We start from the raw sequence: 14840 nt of genomic DNA, 5'->3' as shown, positions 1-14840 counted from the left end.
CTAATTCCGAGGTATTCCCCCGCTTTACCCCTAGAATGCGCTGTGGATAACTAGCCAGGGAATGCCGCCCCATGAACATCGAACTGCTGATCGCCGGTATCGTCGTGCTGATTATTGTGGTCGGCCTGGTCGGCTGGCTGGTGGGGGTCTACAACGGCCTGGTGATGCGCCGCAACGATGTGGATAAAGCCTTTGCCAACATCGACGTGTTGCTCAAGCAACGGGCGGACCAGATTCCCGACCTGATGCGCGTGGTGCAAGCCGCCATGAACCATGAGAACGCGCTGTTCACCCGCCTCAGCGACGCCCGCACCGCGTACCTCAACGCCAGCAGCCTCACCGATAAGGTCGATGCCTCCAACCAGCTCAATACGGCGCTCAAGTCGGTGATTGCGGTGGCCGAGAATTATCCGACGCTGATCTCCGGCCCCAACATGGTCGAGTTGCAGCAGGCGATCTCGGCGGTGGAAGAGCGTATCGCCGACCGCCGCGAGTTCTTCAATGAGTCGGTCAACCTCTACAACATCGCCATCGCGATTTTCCCTGATCTGTTCTTCGCAAAAATGCTCGGCTACCAGCGCATCCCGCTGCTGGCCATCAGTGCCGAAGAAACCCGCTACGAAGGCGTGAAGCTTGAGGTGCCGGGAGCATGAAAACCACCCAGGCGGGCGTTGTCGCGAAAAAGCCGGCGTGGAAAACCCTAGTGGCGCTGATCTTTCTCGCCGGCTTCATCGGCCTGATGGTTTACGCCCCGACGATCCTGGTGGCGCTGTTTTTCCCTGTCTGCATCTTGATCGGTTTGCTGGCCAGCTTCGGCCCCAACTTCTATCGCACCGAACAACGCCTGGCCACCAGCCAGATACGCTCCTTGGCCATGGGCCTGGTGGAAGTGAACGGTAAGGTGATCGTCGACACACCGCTGATCTCCCCGGTCAATGGCAAGCCTTGTGCGGGTTATGTGTGGGTCATCGAAGAAGGCACCAAAGACAAGGACGGCGACTGGAGCTGGAGCCAGGTCTCAGCCGAGGCTCGCTGCAACGACTTCCGCCTGCAGGACGCCACCGGTGAAGTGACGGTGATTGCCGAAGGCATCGACCTGTTCGGCAAGAAGCGCCCTGACGACCATGAGTGGATCAGCAACTCCCGCCGCCAGGGCGAACTGCTCCTCACCCAGGATATGCAGGTGATGCTGATTGGCGACGCCTGCGAACGTGAGGGCAAGACGGTGATTGCCCAGGGCCGGCAACGTGATGCGGTGTTCGGCCTGGCCGAGACCAAGGACGTGGAGAATCGCCGTGTGCTGGCGCCGTTGTGGCGTGCTGGTGGTTTCTACGCGGTGGTGGTGGGCCTGATCGGTGTCGGCATCATGGCCATGACCCCGGAACATTTTGCCCAACTGCATCTGCCGGGCCCTGCCACCTACCAGCAGATGGCGGAGCTGAACCCTGCCTATCGTTTTCTGGCCTGGTTGTACCGTGACAATGGCTTCGTGATTCCTTTCATGGCCGCGTTTGGCTTCTTGCTGACGATGTTTGTGGTGTTGCTCGCGCTGCGGCTGTTGCTGCCCAAGGGCATGCGCCTGGCGGTAGGCCGTGTGCTGGGCGCCTGGATGGGCCTGGGCATGGTGATTGGTGGCGTGGTGACGTTGCTGCTGGTGGTGGCCCAGGTGGACACCATGAAGGTGTTCCTGGTGTGGATGATGATTCTGCTGGGCACCCTGGTGTTTTCGATCTTTGAGCAACGCAAGCTAGGGGTGGCGTACAAGCATTTCGCAAAAGATGCCGGCACCGCCGGTTCAGGCGACGAAGATCCCTGATCAGGGCACAAACTCCACCTTCAGTCCCCGGCTGGCGCTGCGGCCCTGATCATCAGTGACCCGCAACCGATAGTCCCCCGACTTACCCGGCCGCCAGTTCAGCGTGGTTTGCGGCGGGCCCTGGCCGATCAGGGTCTGGTCGGCAAACCAATACAGCGTCAGTGCATCACTGGCCGCGTTGGCGTTCAGCGGAATGCTTTCCTGAGGCTGTGACAGGCGCAGGTGATAACTGACCTGAGTCAGCGGCGAGCGAATCTGCGGCGCCTCGCTCTGGTCGCCGATGCGATTGGGTTGGCAACTTTTCTGCACATTGGGCGGCGTGCGCCGGGGCAGCCCGGCAGCGCGGAACAGCCGCTGCACATCGCTGGGCCAGAATTCGAAGACTTCTTCACGGGTGTACTGCGGGTCGAATGGCGGGCACGCGGCCTTGCTGGTACGGGTGTCGATCAGCACCGGGCGGTGCAGGTTGGACACGCGAATCGGAGACACGCCGGGGATGTACCAGGTCTTGCGGGTACGCGGGCACCAGCGGTTGGGCAAGTCGCCAGAGGCCGCGCAGACGTCGATACGGATCAGCCCGGCGGGCGGCTTGTCGGGTTTGATCACCACGTTGGGCAAGGCCAGGGGCAGGGCGTCGGCGATGCGGAAGAACAGCGGTGCCGCAGTTTTCGCGCCGATGAATTCCGGATTCGGACGCCCATCGAAGTTGCCCACCCACACCACCAGCACATACGGGCCTACGAGGCCGGCGCTCCACGCATCGTGAAAGCCCCATGAGGTGCCGGTCTTCCAGGCCGTGCGCCAATGGCGTCCCGGCAGCCCGTCCGGGCGCGGGTTGCGCCGCAGCATGTCGCGCACCATAAAGGCCGCCTGTGGGGTAAGTAGCTGCGGGCCGGTGGTTTGCGGCTGTTCCTGCAAATAGCGCAGTGGCCGCAAATGCCCGTCTCCGGCCAGCATCACATACAGCCGCGCCAGCTCCTCGGGCGTCATCTCGCCGCCGCCCAGGGCCAGGGCCAAACCGTAATGGCTTTCGCCTCGCAGGCCCTTGATCCCGGCGCGTTGCAGCAATCCGTAGAGTGACGGCGAGCGGGTTTGGCTGGCCAGCCACACCGCCGGGATATTGCGGCTGCGAATCAGCGCGTCGCGGGCTGTCACCGGACCGACAAAACTGCCGTCGAAATTTTCCGGCTGGAAGTAGCCGAAGTTACTCGGCATGTCCTTGAGGATGCTCATGGGGTGGATCACCCCTTGGTCCAGCGCCAGCCCATACAGGAATGGCTTGAGCGTGGAGCCGGGCGAGCGCCGCGACAATACGCCGTTGACCTGGCCGTGGATGCTTGTGGATAAGAAGTCCGCCGAGCCCACCAGGGCTTTTACGCTCTGGTCGCGGCTGTCGATCAGGATCGCCGTGGCGTTTTCCACACCGCTGCTGCGGCGCTCGGCGATAAAGCCGGTGATCAGCCGCTCCAGCAATTGTTGCAGCGGCAGGTTGAGGGTGCTGTTCAACTCGTTACCGGTTTGCGAGGCCAGCAACTGTTCGCTCAAGTGCGGTGCCAGAAACGGGATCTGCTGGCGGTTGCGGGCTTCCAGCGGCAGGTCCAGCAAGCTGTCGTTACGCGGGTCTTGTGGATAAGTTTCCCGCCAGTCCGCCATCAGCCGTTGCCGAGCGGTTTGCAGCGATGGCCCGAAGCGCGCGCGGCGACCGGGTTGCTGGGGGATCACAGCTAGCGCGAGGGCTTCAGACAAGGACAATTGCGCCGCTGACTTGCCGAAATAAATCCGGCTGGCCGCTTCGGCACCTTCGATATTGCCGCCCATGGGGGCCAGGTTGAGGTAGGCCTCGAGAATGTCGTGCTTGCTGTAACGCGCCTCGAGCCACAACGCCAAGGCCATTTGCTGCAGCTTGCCAGGTACCTGGCGGGTATTGAGATCCCACAGGCGCCTGGCCAACTGCATGCTCAAGGTCGAGCCGCCCTGGCGCTGGCCGCCGCTATAGGTGGCCATGGCCGCCCGCAGCAACGCCGGGGGATTGATCCCCGGGTGCCAGTAGAAATTGCGGTCTTCCTTGAGCAGCAACGCCTCCACCAGTGACGGAGAAATCCGTTCCAGGGGAAGCCACAGGCGATATTGCCCGTCAGCCGCCAGGGTCATGCGCAGCAGCGAACCGTCATCGGCCAGCACCACCCGTGAGGAGGTGGCTGCCTGTTCCAGCGGCGCGTGGGGCCACAACCGTAGCCCCGCCAGAATCAACGCCGCTGCCAGCAGCGGCGTCAGGCTTTTAAGGCTTGGTAATTTCAAGCTGGCCTACTTTGCCGCGTCCTTGCAAGGTGGTTTCGTACATGCCCTCGGCGTAGGCCGGTGGCGTATTGAAGGTACCGGCGTTGGTGGCGCGCACGCGGTACACGAAGGTGCCTACGTCCCGCAGCGCGGTGCCGTACAACACCACTCGGTCATCACGCACATCGACGTAGTCCGGTTGCCAGTTGCTCAAGTCGGTCTCGCCAATCGGCGCCTGCCAGGCGTCGGCTTCCTCGGTGTCTTCGCTGGTTTCAACGTACTCCGAATCGTCGCCTTCGCTTTCCTCGCTGCTGGCCGCTTCCGGCTCCGGCGGCAAGTTATACACAGGCTCGACACCACCCGGCAGCAAGTCGACCACGGCCACTTGTTGCACCTGATCACGGTCGGTGGCCCGCAAGCGCAGGCGCACCAGGAACTCATCACCCACCGCGACCTTGCTGACTGGGTTGCCTTTGAGGTCGAGGTATTCGTGGATGATTTCCAGGCCGCTGTTGATCGGCTTGAGGTTGGCGCCCTTGTCATAGCCGGCTTCGCTCAGCATGTAGAACGCCGCCGGGCCGTCGGATTTTTCCATCTGCAGTTTTTGCGTACCGGCAGGCACCGCCGCACGTGGCGGCTGGCCGGCCATCTGCAACAACTGTTGCTGCTTGTCGCTGAGCCATGCGGTGGCCTTGAGGGTCATGTCGCTTTGCGCGCGCTGGCCATAGTTGTCCAGGGCCCGCAGCAACAGTGCCGCCGACAGCGAGTTGTAGCGTTGCTCGTTGAGGCGCTTGCCGAGTTTATCCAGCAGGCTTGCCGGCACATCGTCGAGCATTTCCGGGAAGTGACGGGCGAGCAAATGCAGGTGCTCTGCGTCGTGCACCAGCGGGTCGTAATACAGGCCGTCGCTGTTCCATTTATCCGACAGGGAAAGCCACGGCACCTTGCGGAACAGCGTGTCGGCCTGACGATCCTGCTTGAGCAACTTGTAGCTGGCAGCCAGGTACGCGGCGCCAATGTCGTTCTGCCAGGTGTCCTTGAAGTAGCTCTCGTAGCGTTCGCGGATATCGCTCAAGGCGCCGCTCACCAGAATCCCCTGACGGCTCAGGAGGTAACTGGCATAGGCGCGGTTGCGCAGTTCCGACAGGCCTTCGCTCGGGCCGTTGGCCAGGTCGGTGAGGTACGCGTTGGAACGTTGCAACAGGTCTTCCGGTACCGGCAGCCCGCGCTCCCTGGCTTCGATCAGGAAGTCGGTGGCGTACAGGCTGGCGTACGGCGCCACGTCCGGGTTGGCCGCCCACAAGCCGAACCCACCGGCCTGGTTCTGCCGCTGACGCAGCATGCGCACCGCGCCGCTGAAGGCCTGCTCGGCCTCCGGCGCGTTACCGCCCCAGATCAACGCCGGCATGGCCTTGGACACCAATTGCTCGGTGCAGGCGTAGCCGTAGTCGTCCAGGTAATGCTTGAGGCCGTTGGCCCAGACCAGCGGCGAAGCGGCGACGCCCAACTGCACATCGCGCAACTGGCCGAACAGGTCGCGGGTCGGTTTCAGTTCTTTGCTGGCGCTGTCGAAACGGCCCAGGCTCAGGGCCACCCGATGTTCGCTCAATGGCCGGATCGATGTGGTTTCCGCCACCTGGATCCGCTTGCCATCCGGCAGCACCGCGACGAAGCGCAAGTCGGCCGAGCCGAGGTTTTCACCCACCTTGATCTTGAACTCGGCGACGCCTTCCTTGCGCGGTTGCAGCGCCAGGGTGCTGCCCTTGTCGCCTTGCACCTGCAGGCCATTGCTGGTCTGCACTTCAAACTTCACGTCCGCTGCGGCGTCGAGGTTGCTGAACACCCCGGCGCTGACGCTGAACACATCACCCGGCGCGACAAAAGCCGGCACGTTCGGCGTGATCACCAGCGGCCCGCGCACTTCGGTGTTGGCCTCGCTGACGCCCACGCTGTCGCTGTCTACCGCGACGGCAAACAGGTGCAGTTTGCCGTTGAAGCTGTCCGGAACCTGGTAGTGCAGCACGGTTTCACCGGCCGGCAAGTCCACCAGGCCCGACCACCAGGCCACTGGCGGCTGATGTTTACGCTTGAACGGGTTGAGATGGTTGGCCAGGGCGCCTTCGGTATCACCACCCGGCGCTGCCCCACTGAGCAGGCGGCTGAACTCCGGCAGGATCAGGTCAAGAATCTGACTGGTACCGACCTCCAGCGCACGCTTCTGGAAGAAGAAGCCCAGCGGGTCCGGCGTCTGGTAGCGCGCCACTTGCAGGATGCCTTCGTCCACCGCGTAGACCACTGCGCGGCCAGGGCGGTCGGCGTTGACCTTGATATCCAGGGTCTGCCCCGGCTCGATCTTCGCCGGGCCTTCGACTTTGAGCGCCATGCGCCGCGCATCCAGGTTGATGCTGAACGGCACCACGCCGTAGGACAGCGGGCTCATGTAGACCTCGGACGAGCCGATGTCCCGCACGAACTGCACGTTGACGTAGGCGTTGCCTTCTAGCCCCGCAGGAACGCGGATATGTTGCACGCTGTTGGTGCTGTCGGCCTTGAACCACTGCTGGGTGTAGACCTTGTCCCGCTCGATGGTGATCAACCCGGCCCCGGTGTACGGCGCTCGAATACTGATGGCGATCTCATCACCGGTGGCGTAGCTGCGTTTATCCAGGCGCAGTTGCAGCTCGGCATTGCGTTCCAGGGAGCGTGAGGTATTGCCCCGACCGGCAACGCTGTAGTCGATCTGGTTCAGCAGGTTGCCGTTGGCGTCCTTGAGTTGCAGGGTGAAATCGCCCGGGGTGCCGGTGTTCAGGGTTTGCTTGGCGCCGTCCTTGGTCATCACCAGCGGCGAGGCCGGCTGGCTGATGTTCTTGATGCGCGACTCGTATTTGTAGGTGCCGTTGGATTGCTTCACCAGCACCGAGACGTAGCGGTGTTCGACCACTTCACTGGTCAGGCCGTCCACGGCGACTGGCGTGAGGTCTGGCGCCACGGCCAGCCATTGCACCTGGCGCGGCGCATCCTTGGCGACGAAGGACAGCGAGTCCTGGCTCTTCACACCCACCAGGTACGGCGCTGCCGACACCAGCAACGCGCTTTGTGCGGCGACGTTGCGACCGCCTTCGGCTTCGTACACCTGAGTCATCACTTGCAGGCGATAGGTGCTGTTGGCGAAGCGTTGCAGGTTGAGATCCAGCAGCGCTTGGCCGTTGTCGTCGACGGTGGTTTCGGCCAGGTCTTCGGAGCTGGCTTCTTCCAGTGAGTCATTCAGGCGGAAGCGGTAATCCGGGTAACGATCAAACGCCGCGAGCGTTGGGCTCAGGGACATTTTTGCCGTGACGCGACGGCCCGCCGCCGGAGCGCCGAACAAGTGCATCGCGGTGACCTTGGCCACCACCTGGTCTGGCGGGATCCAGCCCAGCACCGGGGTGTCGTGCAGGCTCAGGCTGACTTTCATCCGGTCCGGTTCAAAATCGCGAACCTTGAAGCTGACGCTGCCCAGGTCAGTGCGGCGCTGCTTCTCACCGATCAGTTGCAGGGTCGCCGTGTAATCGCCGGATGGCGCCACTTCGCTGCTTGGGAAATCGAAGGTTTCAAAACCGCTGGCCGACAGTTTCAATGGCTGGCGAATTACCTCCAGGCCACGTGGGTCGGTGATCTGCAGCTCAACCGGCAGGCCTTGCAGGGCGCCTTTCCAGTCGCCGCTGCGCACGATCATGCCCAGGTGCGCGGTCTCACCAGGCCGGTACAGGCCGCGGTCGGTAAACAGGTAGGCGCTGAGACGATTGATCGCACCGTCTTCTTCCAGGCCGCCTACATCAAAGCGTGACAAATCCAGCTGCTGGGACTGACGGGCAATCGGCAGGAACGATTGGTCATTGCCGCGACTGACCACATACATCAATGGCGTTTTCTCACGGCGCAGTTCATCCAGCTTGGCGAAGTGCGCGTGGCCTTCGGCGTCGGTATGGCCGCTGGCGACCGGCAAGCCGTTGCGGCCGATGATATCGACCTGGGCGTCGGACACCGGCGAGCCGTTGCCGATGGACTGTACGTACACGTCGTGGCTGCCATCGCTGGAGCGTTTGGCGATGATGCCCAAGTCGGTAACCACGATGAAACGCAGGTCGCTGGTGGTATTGCGTGAGTAGTCGAAGGTGCGATCAGCCGGGTCGTCCTGCGGGCTCAGCTTGAGCACAAAAATGCCCCGGCGGCCGCCGTTGGCTGTCAGGTAGCTGCTCAGGTCGACGTTGTCGTAGACGGTTTTTGACGGGTCGCCAGCCGACAGCGGAATGTCCAGACTCTGACGTTCCACCATCCGGTCGAAGTAGTCATTGGCAAAATTCGGTCGGGCAAAGCTGCCGCTGCTCTGGTCCACCAGGTGTTGCAACTGGTTGGGCAGCAGGCGGGCGATTTCCACATGGGCGCCAGGTACGCCACGGGCCATGAAGCCCAGGCGTTTTTCGCCGGTGAGGCTGAGCAGGGCGCCGTCGGACAGGAACTGCAGCGTGCGCGGATAAGCCGGCATGCTCACGAGGGAGGCTGTCGGATTTTTCGCCAGGTAGCCGCCGATGGCTTCCAGGTTGGCCGGTACCCGCACATACAGGGCGCGGCCCGGCGGGGCCTTGAACTTGAAGGCGTGCAGGGTGTTCAGCGGTTCGACGCTCGGCACGTGGGTCAGCTTGACCTTGGTGCTGCTGGCCAGCAGCTTGTCGTCGATGTCTTGCAGGTTCCAGGGGCGGGTATCGTCCTCGGCTTTTTCCGGCAGCATCCAGGCCTGGACCTTGTTGGCGATGGTCTCGTCGGCCACGGCGCTGGAACTGCTGAACATCAACACCGGCTCGGGCTCGCCGCGCTCGTTGTCGACAAAGCTGACTTCGGCGCCGGTAAAGGTCAGGCGATAGCGGCCGGGCACGGTGACTTCGGCCACCAACGGTGCAGTGCTGGCGTTGCCGCCGTCACGGGCCTTGAGGCCTTCATCGAGCTTGGCGCTGACCGGGGTGCTTTCCAGCGGAGTGGCCAGGGCGGCGGAGCGCACAAAAGCGTTGAGCTTGTGCTCGTCGAAGGTGACTTCCGGACGGTTGGGCAGTTGCGCGTCGCGGTAGGCCAGGCCTTTGCCGAGGGTGACCGAGGCACGCTTGCGTACGCTGTCTTCATCTACCGGGTGGGAAAAGTGGAAGGTCGCGACCAACTGTTTCTGCGTCGGGTTACTCGGGTCTTGGTACAGCTCGTTTTGCGTCAACGTCGCGCGAAACGGCTGGGTGGAGAATTGGCTGGTGTATTGGCTGAGCAGCACGCCGTCGGCCAACAGGTTCTTCTTGGCCAGGTCGATGGTGTAGTGGGCGTCGACGGGCCAGTCTTTTTCCGGGGTGAACACCAGGCTGCGGTCGTCCGACCAGCGCCAGGTACCCGCGATGCTCGGCTTGAGCGTGATGCCTTCGGTGACCGGTTTGCCGATTGCCGCCAGCGGAGCCACGGATTCCGCGAAGCGCACCTGCAAGTTATCCACAACCGGCTGCGGCTGGGTGTAATCCGTCAGGTTGGGCTTGTGCAGCGAATAGCCCACGGTGTGGGGCTGCGGCAGGTGGGAATACCAATGCCAGCCATAGACGCCTGCGGCCACCAGCAACGCCACGGCCAGTACACCGCCTGCGGCCTGACGCGGATACGCCCGGGCCTTATGGCCGACATTGACCAGGCCGTTGCCGGACGCTTGCATCCAACGCGGCGGTTGCCACTGGCCGAACAGGCTGCGCGCCAGCCATCGCACAGCGCGGAACACAACACTCACCACTGAGATCAAGGCCCCAAAAAAACGGCGGCTGGTCGCTTTTAACGAATCAAACATGGTGAGCATCCCTGGCAATGTGTCGCGTATCTTACACGTCTCTTTAATACAAAAGATGACGGCAAAACACCTCGTTTTGCTCAGGCTTGCTGCACGAAGGTGAGGCGTATCGCAAAACCGATCAAAAGACTGCCAAACAGCCACTGTTGCAGGCGTTGGGCGGACGGGCTGCGTTGCAGCCAGCGGCCGATTCTGGCGCCGGCCAATCCATAGCCACTGTCGAATGCCAGGCCGACGGCCACCAGAATTGCGCCCAACGTTGCGAACTGCGCCGTCACCGAAGCGCCGTGTGGATCAATGAACTGCGGCAGCAATACAGAGCAGAACAGCAACGCCTTGGGGTTGAGCAGGTTGGTCAGCAGGCCGCGTTGGAAGGCTTCGCGCCAGGCATGGGCCGGTGCCGGGCCGTTTTGGGTATTCAGGTTGGGCAGCAGGTTGGAGCGCAAGCACTGCACACCGATCCACAGCAGATACGCCGCACCGCCCAGGCGCACCACATCGAAGGTCCAGGGCGCGACCTTGAACAACGTCGCCAGGCCCATCCCCGCCAGCGCCACATGGCAGGCCCGTGCGAGCCCCAAACCGGCTGCGGTTGCCAGCGCCATCGCCTTGCCCTGGCGGGCGCCGGTTTGCAGCAGCAGGATCATGTCCGGGCCGGGCAGCAGGTACACCACCGCCAGCGCGACTAAAAACAACCAGAGTTCTGCCATAAACAACCAGAGTTCTGCCATGTGCCTGCCCCTTGCGGTAGGTGATTCGTAGGGCAATTTTAGAGGTGAAGGCCGGGGCAGGTGCTTGCGTAGTCGACCGGAAAAGCGTCTAGTCTTGGCATAACCTGCCACTTTTACCGGGCGAAACACTTCACTTATGCCAAACCTGAAACTGGATGCGTTTGACCGCAAGATTCTTGAGGCGCTGCAACGTGATGGCCGCTTGAGCAACGTGCAACTGGCGGACGAGATTGGTTTGTCGGCCTCGCCCTGTTTGCGTCGGGTGCGGTTGTTGGAGGAGGCGGGGGTGATTCGTGGTTACCAGGCAAGCCTCGATCGGGATGAAGTCGGGTTGGGGCTGACGGTGTTTGTCGGGGTCAAAGTGGAGCGGCATAACGACGAACAGGCCGAGGCGTTTCGGTTGGCGGTGACGGCGTTGCCTCAGGTGATTTCGGCGTTTCTGGTGTCGGGGGAATCGGACTTTCTGTTGCAAGTGGTGGTGCCGGACTTGCGGGGGTACGAGCGGTTCCTGACCGGGAGTTTGTTGAAGTTGCCGGGAGTGAGCGATATCCGCAGCAACTTCGCGATTCAAACGGTGAAGACGCCGGGGGCGTTGCCGTTGGGGCATCTTCCCGGCTAGAGCGTTCCCACGCTCCGCGTGGGAACGCCGCCCTGGACGCTCCGCGTCCGCTCTTAACGTCGTGACGCGGAGCGTCACCGGATGCATTCCCACGCAGAGCGTGGGAACGATCAGACCCCCTCCCTTCGTAGCAGCTGTCGAGCTTTAGCGAGGCTGCGTAGGGCGCGACTCGGTCTGAGGTCGGTGGTGCGGCCGACGCAGCCTCGCTGGAGCTCGACAGCTGCTACGGGGGGGAAGGTAATTGAGTGAGGTTTCAGGTCCACCAGTAGCGTACGAGATGGAAGAAAATCGGCGCGGCAAAGCACACGGAATCCAGACGGTCCAGCATCCCGCCGTGGCCCTCGATCATGTGCCCCCAATCCTTCACGCCCCGGTCGCGCTTGATCGCCGACATCACGATCCCGCCCGCAAACCCCAGCAGGTTGATCAACAGCGCAATCAGGAACGACTGCCAGGGGTTGAACGGCGTGGTCCACCACAGCGCCGCGCCAATCAGCGACGACAGCAAAATCCCGCCAACAAACCCTTCTACGGTTTTCGATGGCGACAGGTTGGGCGCGATCTTGTGTTTGCCGAACAGCTTGCCGCACACGTACTGCAAGACGTCCGACAGCTGCACCACGATCACCAGGTAGGCGATCAGCAGCAGGTTGCGGCCTTCGTAGCCGACAATATCCAGGGTCAGCAGCGCCGGCACGAAGGACACGCAGAACACCGCGATCATCAGCCCCCATTGCACCTTCGACGCCCGTTCCAGGAAGTGCGTGCTGTCGCCGCCCAGTGACGCGAGGATCGGCAGCAGCAGGAACACGTACACCGGGATGAAGATCGAGAACAGCCCGTACCAGTCGAAGTAGATCAGCAGGTATTGCAGCGGCAGCGCCAGGTAGAAGGCCGCCACCAGCGCCGGGTAATCGCTTCGTCGGGTCGGCGTGAGCGTGAGGAATTCCCGCAGCGCATAGAACGACACGGCGTAGAACAGCAGGATCACCGCGCCGGTGCCGAGCCAGAAGGCCACGCCGATCACCACCACCATCACCCACCACGCATTGATGCGGGCGTTGAGGTTGTCGATCACCGCATTGGGCGTGCCACGGGTACGGAGTTTGAGGATCAGGCCGATCAGCGAGGCGAGTACCAGGATCGCGCCGATCCCGCCGAACAACATCAGGGTTTGGCTATCCATGTCAGGAATGCTCCGGGGCGAGGGCGAGCAAGGCGTCGCGGGTGCGGGCGAGGAACAATGCCTTGTCTTCGCCGTCCTCCAGTTGCAGCGGTGCGCCGAAGCTGGTGGTACACAGCAAGGGCAGCGGCAGCACGCGGCCCTTGGGCATGACCCGGTTGAGGTTGGCGATCCACACCGGGATCAACTCGGCTTGTGGATAACTCTTGGCCAAGTGATACAGCCCGCTTTTGAACGGCAGCAAGCCGTCTTCCAGGTTGCGTGTGCCCTCGGGGAAAATAATCAGCGAGTCGCCGTTCTCCAGGGCTTGGAGCATCGGTTGCAGGGGGTTATCCACAGGGTCCTTGCGCTCGCGATCAATCAGTACACCGTTGAACACCCGGTTGATGATGTAACGGCGCAGGGCGCTTTGGTTCCAGTAATCGCTGCCGGCCACCGGACGCGTGAATTTACGCAGGTTCTGTGGCAACGAGGCCCACAGCAGCACGAAATCGCCGTGGCTGCTGTGGTTGGCGTAATAGATGCGCTGCACCGGCACGGGCGCGCAGCCAAGCCACAGGCTGCGGGCGCCGGTGACGGTGCGGGCCATGGAGGTAATCAGGGTGGCGACCACGGGTTCGAACATGAGGTTTCCTTATCCGGCGAAGGGCAGCCAAGGGCTGGCCAGGATGACGGCCACGGTCAGCAGCACTTGCGCCGCCAGCAGGTAGGCTTGCTTGCGCAACAGTTTCAGGGCGCCGCGACGGCGTTCGTTCCACGGCCGACCCGCGCGTTTGGCGGATTGCAGGCCGAGGGTTTGCATCGCCTGGTCAAAATCGGGCGTGCGCTCGGTATCACGGGCCAGCAGGGCGAACAGGTCAGCGTCGAAGGCCACCCGCAGCGCCCAGTATTTTTGCAGCAGCCCGAGCACAATCATCCACAGGCTGAGGATCAGGCAGATCGGCGTGATGCTGGCCATAAGCAGTTGCGCCAGGCCGAACAGTACGCCGAGCAAGGTCAGGCCTGTGGATAACTGATCCAGGGAACGGCCGCGGCGTAGCAGGCTGGCGACGACCTGTAATTCCATATCAGCAGGCATGGGCTAAACCCTCCAAGGCTTCACGGTGAGCGGGATGCAGGACCACATGCGGGCGTGCTGTACGAATAATAGCTACCGCGTCGTCAACATTGCCTGCGCGCCCGCTGTGTACCAGCCATGCAGCCACAGCCGTGGCACTTCGCGAGTAACCAAGGGCACAGCACACCAGCAATGGCCCCGCTGAGCGCAGTCGTTCAATGGCTTCGGCGGCTTCCAGACATTGCGCTGCGGTGGGCGCCGTGAGGTCGAGCACCGGCAGGCTGTAATAGGCGCGGCCCTGTGGATTGATCGGTAACTCGGCGCAGAGATCGACCACCGCCTTGAATGACTCCAGCTCGCCGCCGGTGGGAATTCGCCCGAGCCAAACGTTATCCACAACCTGATCGGGCTGTGGATGTTTACGTGTCCACAGGCGGGAATTGATCCAGGCAGCTACCAGGTATGGCGCCAATAACCAGCGTGCCGCCGGAGTGAGTCGCCCGTCGGCGCGTTTCTGAAAGCCTGAAACGCCCAGCACCAGATAATTCGCCTTCACCAACCCGAGGGAAACTGCCGGCCAAAGTAGCCACAACCAGCCGCCACCGAGGGTAAACGCGAGGATCAAACACACCAAAGCCCCGAAGCCATAGCGCAACCCCAGCCGCCAACGCTGCCGGTCCCGAGTCAGGTGGGCATTCAGCAGCGGGCTCGGATGTTCCAGCGGCCACAGCCACACGCACAGCCAGCCGGCGAGGGCGCCTGTGGGTAAGTCGATAAAGTGATGTTGATAAGTGGTCAGTACCGAAAGGCCGATCAAGGCAAACCAGCCATGCACCACCCAGCGGCAAAGGCCCTGGCTATGCCGCTGGTACATTATCCACAGCACCACCAGCAGGGCGATGTGCAGCGATGGCGCCTGGTTGAACGGCTTGTCGAACCCGGCGAGTACGGCAAACAGCCAGCCGAACACACCATCCAGCTCCGGGCGTTCGAAGGTGAAGCGTAACGGCCAGATCAGGAAGCAGGTGACGGCGATCACTTGCGCCGTCAGCAGGCGCAAGGCGTGTTGCTTCAACTCATGGCGGGTGCTGGGCAGCAGCAGGGAAAAACCGTAGAGCAGGTCGATCGACCAGTAGGGCACGATGGTCCAGGCCCAGAACGGGATATGGGTTTCCCAGCCGAACACCATGGTGCCCACGTCGCTGCGTTGGCTGGTGACCCACGTGGCAAAGCCGTAGGTGCTGAAAAACAGCGGTGCCAACAGCAGCAGCCACAGCACCGCCGGTTTTAACAGGCCCGGTTCACGCATGGG

At 62.6% G+C, this 14840-nt stretch carries 10 protein-coding genes; 3 read left to right on the top strand and 7 right to left on the bottom strand.

Annotated elements, in window-relative coordinates; all coding sequences use genetic code 11:
• The first annotated feature begins 71 nt into the window (after nucleotides 1-71).
• Together NVB75_RS19910 and NVB75_RS19905 are read left to right on the top strand one after the other, a co-directional pair.
• A complete protein-coding gene (locus tag NVB75_RS19910) occupies nucleotides 72-653 on the top strand; it encodes a LemA family protein (protein WP_076013254.1) in 582 nt (193 codons plus the stop codon).
• Nucleotides 650-1816: a hypothetical protein gene (locus NVB75_RS19905; protein WP_258342940.1), complete on the top strand. Its 1167-nt coding sequence runs from the start codon at nucleotides 650-652 to the stop codon at nucleotides 1814-1816. Before NVB75_RS19910 ends, NVB75_RS19905 begins: the two co-directional genes overlap by 4 nt.
• On the opposite strand, the gene pbpC is transcribed toward NVB75_RS19905, so the two are convergent.
• From pbpC to NVB75_RS19890, 3 genes are all read right to left on the bottom strand, one after another.
• On the bottom strand, nucleotides 1817-4114 hold the full coding sequence (gene pbpC, locus NVB75_RS19900) for a penicillin-binding protein 1C (RefSeq protein WP_258342939.1): 2298 nt from the start codon (nucleotides 4112-4114) through the stop codon (nucleotides 1817-1819).
• Complete coding sequence (locus NVB75_RS19895) at nucleotides 4095-9938, bottom strand: alpha-2-macroglobulin (protein ID WP_258342938.1); 5844 nt, start codon at nucleotides 9936-9938, stop codon at nucleotides 4095-4097. The genes pbpC and NVB75_RS19895 overlap by 20 nt, the downstream gene beginning before the upstream one ends.
• A gap of 80 nt (nucleotides 9939-10018) precedes the next feature.
• The gene (locus NVB75_RS19890; RefSeq protein ID WP_258348682.1) at nucleotides 10019-10648 is read right to left on the bottom strand and encodes a LysE family translocator; all 630 of its coding nucleotides are present in this window, start codon (nucleotides 10646-10648) and stop codon (nucleotides 10019-10021) included.
• 166 nt (nucleotides 10649-10814) lie between these two features.
• Here NVB75_RS19890 and NVB75_RS19885 point away from each other — a divergent pair, with 166 nt between their 5' ends.
• Nucleotides 10815-11288: an Lrp/AsnC family transcriptional regulator gene (locus tag NVB75_RS19885; RefSeq protein WP_026078018.1), complete on the top strand. Its 474-nt coding sequence runs from the start codon at nucleotides 10815-10817 to the stop codon at nucleotides 11286-11288.
• 253 nt (nucleotides 11289-11541) lie between these two features.
• Here the strand turns inward: NVB75_RS19885 and NVB75_RS19880 are convergent, their stop codons facing one another.
• From NVB75_RS19880 to NVB75_RS19865, 4 genes are read right to left on the bottom strand one after another with little or no spacing between them, the layout of a single operon-like run.
• A complete protein-coding gene (locus NVB75_RS19880; RefSeq protein WP_063033761.1) occupies nucleotides 11542-12474 on the bottom strand; it encodes a phosphatidate cytidylyltransferase in 933 nt (310 codons plus the stop codon).
• Between the two features lies 1 nt (nucleotide 12475).
• Nucleotides 12476-13096, bottom strand: coding sequence for a 1-acyl-sn-glycerol-3-phosphate acyltransferase (locus NVB75_RS19875; RefSeq protein ID WP_076013249.1), 621 nt, complete (start codon nucleotides 13094-13096; stop codon nucleotides 12476-12478).
• 9 nt (nucleotides 13097-13105) lie between these two features.
• A complete protein-coding gene (locus NVB75_RS19870; RefSeq protein ID WP_258342937.1) occupies nucleotides 13106-13549 on the bottom strand; it encodes a hypothetical protein in 444 nt (147 codons plus the stop codon).
• Nucleotides 13539-14837 (bottom strand): phosphatase PAP2/dual specificity phosphatase family protein, encoded by a 1299-nt coding sequence (locus tag NVB75_RS19865; RefSeq protein WP_258342935.1) that lies wholly within the window; start codon nucleotides 14835-14837, stop codon nucleotides 13539-13541. Before NVB75_RS19865 ends, NVB75_RS19870 begins: the two co-directional genes overlap by 11 nt.
• Nucleotides 14838-14840: the final 3 nt, after the last annotated feature.

Source organism: Pseudomonas sp. CBS, assembly GCF_024734645.1.
GTDB lineage: Bacteria > Pseudomonadota > Gammaproteobacteria > Pseudomonadales > Pseudomonadaceae > Aquipseudomonas.
This window is presented reverse-complemented; position numbering and strand designations above follow the sequence as displayed.

What these genes read in the sequence shown, in the direction of transcription:
- NVB75_RS19910 (WP_076013254.1), top strand. Translation starts at nt 72, where the DNA reads ATGAACATCGAACTGCTGATCGCCGGTATCGTCGTGCTGATTATTGTG.
- NVB75_RS19905 (WP_258342940.1), top strand. Translation starts at nt 650, where the DNA reads ATGAAAACCACCCAGGCGGGCGTTGTCGCGAAAAAGCCGGCGTGGAAA.
- NVB75_RS19895 (WP_258342938.1), bottom strand. Translation starts at nt 9,938, where the DNA reads ATGTTTGATTCGTTAAAAGCGACCAGCCGCCGTTTTTTTGGGGCCTTG.
- NVB75_RS19890 (WP_258348682.1), bottom strand. Translation starts at nt 10,648, where the DNA reads ATGGCAGAACTCTGGTTGTTTTTAGTCGCGCTGGCGGTGGTGTACCTG.
- NVB75_RS19880 (WP_063033761.1), bottom strand. Translation starts at nt 12,474, where the DNA reads ATGGATAGCCAAACCCTGATGTTGTTCGGCGGGATCGGCGCGATCCTG.
- NVB75_RS19875 (WP_076013249.1), bottom strand. Translation starts at nt 13,096, where the DNA reads ATGTTCGAACCCGTGGTCGCCACCCTGATTACCTCCATGGCCCGCACC.
- NVB75_RS19870 (WP_258342937.1), bottom strand. Translation starts at nt 13,549, where the DNA reads ATGCCTGCTGATATGGAATTACAGGTCGTCGCCAGCCTGCTACGCCGC.
- NVB75_RS19865 (WP_258342935.1), bottom strand. Translation starts at nt 14,837, where the DNA reads ATGCGTGAACCGGGCCTGTTAAAACCGGCGGTGCTGTGGCTGCTGCTG.